Origin of the sequence: Nitrosomonas sp. Nm166, assembly GCF_900112825.1 — a bacterium.
In the GTDB taxonomy this organism is placed as follows: domain Bacteria; phylum Pseudomonadota; class Gammaproteobacteria; order Burkholderiales; family Nitrosomonadaceae; genus Nitrosomonas.
Map to the genome: position 1 here is coordinate 1 of NZ_FONE01000108.1, position 1,671 is coordinate 1,671.

The 1,671-nt window shown below is 50.3% G+C and carries 4 protein-coding genes and 1 pseudogene; 2 read left to right on the top strand and 3 right to left on the bottom strand.

Annotated elements, in window-relative coordinates; all coding sequences use genetic code 11:
• A partial coding sequence (locus BM021_RS14905) for a transposase (protein ID WP_177186402.1) occupies positions 1-136 on the top strand: 136 nt, incomplete at its 5' end.
• A gap of 246 nt (positions 137-382) precedes the next feature.
• On the opposite strand, the pseudogene BM021_RS14910 reads toward BM021_RS14905, so the two are convergent.
• The 3 genes and pseudogenes from BM021_RS14910 to BM021_RS14920 all read right to left on the bottom strand — a co-directional run.
• Positions 383-958, bottom strand: a pseudogene (locus tag BM021_RS14910) (zonular occludens toxin domain-containing protein); the annotation flags it as partial.
• A 15-nt stretch (positions 959-973) separates the two neighbouring features.
• Positions 974-1,192, bottom strand: coding sequence for a hypothetical protein (locus BM021_RS14915; protein ID WP_177186403.1), 219 nt, complete (start codon positions 1,190-1,192; stop codon positions 974-976).
• A gap of 64 nt (positions 1,193-1,256) precedes the next feature.
• Positions 1,257-1,568 (bottom strand): DUF5455 family protein, encoded by a 312-nt coding sequence (locus BM021_RS14920; RefSeq protein WP_090721760.1) that lies wholly within the window; start codon positions 1,566-1,568, stop codon positions 1,257-1,259.
• On the opposite strand from BM021_RS14920, the gene BM021_RS15855 reads away from it, so the two are divergent.
• Positions 1,482-1,671 (top strand): hypothetical protein (locus tag BM021_RS15855; protein WP_218147890.1); only part of this gene is annotated, 190 nt, incomplete at its 3' end. The two genes, BM021_RS14920 and BM021_RS15855, sit on opposite strands and share 87 nt — an antisense overlap.

Consider the following 1,671-nt stretch of genomic DNA (forward strand, 5'->3'; position numbering starts at 1 on the left):
TTTCACTGGCGAGGTTTTCTGGGCTCGAGGGTATTTTGTTTCGACGGTCGGGCTTGATGAGGGGATAGTCAGGGCGTATATCCGCAACCAAGAACGTGAGGATGAACGCTACGACCAAATGAAATTGGACGTTTAGCCGCCTTGGGCGGCTCATGGTTTAGGGTGCCTTTGAGGCGCTCACCCAATAAGCCTCCGGCTTTGCCGGAGGTAATTTAACTTATTTTTGGCTAAGTGATTACTTATTTGGTCGAAAGCGTTTGGCAATATGATGTAGTCAGGAGAAACAAACCTTGTGTTAGGGATCGGGCAGCATGCCCGCTTTGCGGTCATACCCTTCGCGCCGGTCGGCGGCGCGACCCTTGGACTTGAAGGCAATAAACTTTTACCGCTTGAATGCCCCGCAAGCCTCAAATCGCTGGAAGAACTCAACCCGCCTGTGCGGTGGCAGTTTCATGATTTTCTCAACGAGCGGATGCTTAGGCTTTGGCAGCAGTTTTATTGGCTCTGGCTGTGGTTTCTTGGGCGGATTGATGAGTTTCCCAACTATTGATCGTGCTCCTTCTCCATACCATTGGTGAAGCTGTTTGGATGAAAGAAGCGTATAAGGCGCTGAGTCATCAGTAAATATTTGTCTGGTGTCGTAGCAGGTAAACAGGCTGGGGTACAGAATGCCGTGTCCTGTGTAATACCAGCGGTTCACTACCGGCGCATAATTGCTTTTGCCGTATTTGACGGAGGCAATATGTAGCTTCATGAACTTGCCGGAGAATCCGGCGATTTGAAGTAATGATCCAATGAGTGGGATTTTCACGCGGTCTAAGCGCTTGCACACCACCAGATGTTCAACCACTGCATTTCTCAATTGTTTGTCGAGCATATCGATATGCTGCACCAGCAAAAACACATCCCAGCCTAATTTTCTGGTGTGCAGGAAGAACTTGATGATTTCCTTCCTGTCCTTGTCGTTCCAGTCTCATGTGTTCATGGATGCGCCGAGTTCATCCAGGACAAGCGCGCCAAAGGTGGATTCATCGGGCGAATCGCTGCCCTTCCCCATCGCCCACAGTTCTTTTGAGCTTGGGAAGTCGCTGAGCCTTACCGGCATATTGTCATTAGTGTCTGGCCAGAGGTTCTGCGGATTGATGTTCATGTTGGTGGCAATGCGCTTGTTGGCTGCGCCATAATCGCGCATGAGTCCAACGGTAATTAAGGATTTACCGCTTCCCAGGTCTCCAGTGACTGCGTAGACGGCCATCTTAGAATAATGTGTACTGAATGATCTTGTGGTTCCAGTCATACACCCATTTGGCTATAACTGAGCTGGCGTAAGCGCCCAAGCATGGCGTTGTGTTGGGCGGCAGCATGGCAAAAGCCAATTCTCCGCCTGGTGGAAGGCTTGCCTGAATGCCGGTTAAAAGACCCGTGAATAAGGCGACTAATCCAGCAGTCAAGGCCGTCATGGCGGTGACCACAGCGGCCACTTGCGCGAATTTCTTGGTCAGGAACAGCGCAAAGATGCTCATGATCCAGGTGAAGATGCTGGTAAAGAGCGTGACAAAGATGGGCATGATATTTTTTATATGGACGCCTCCCGGTATGGCAAGAGATATTTCATGTTCTGGCGATGCGAGGAATCGGCTGCAGTCTTATATCCGGCCTTGTTGCAGAGTA

Bases quoted from the DNA above. Each gene is read 5' to 3' on its own strand.
- BM021_RS14915 (WP_177186403.1), bottom strand. From the start codon at position 1,192: ATGCGCGATTATGGCGCAGCCAACAAGCGCATTGCCACCAACATGAAC.
- BM021_RS14920 (WP_090721760.1), bottom strand. From the start codon at position 1,568: ATGCCCATCTTTGTCACGCTCTTTACCAGCATCTTCACCTGGATCATG.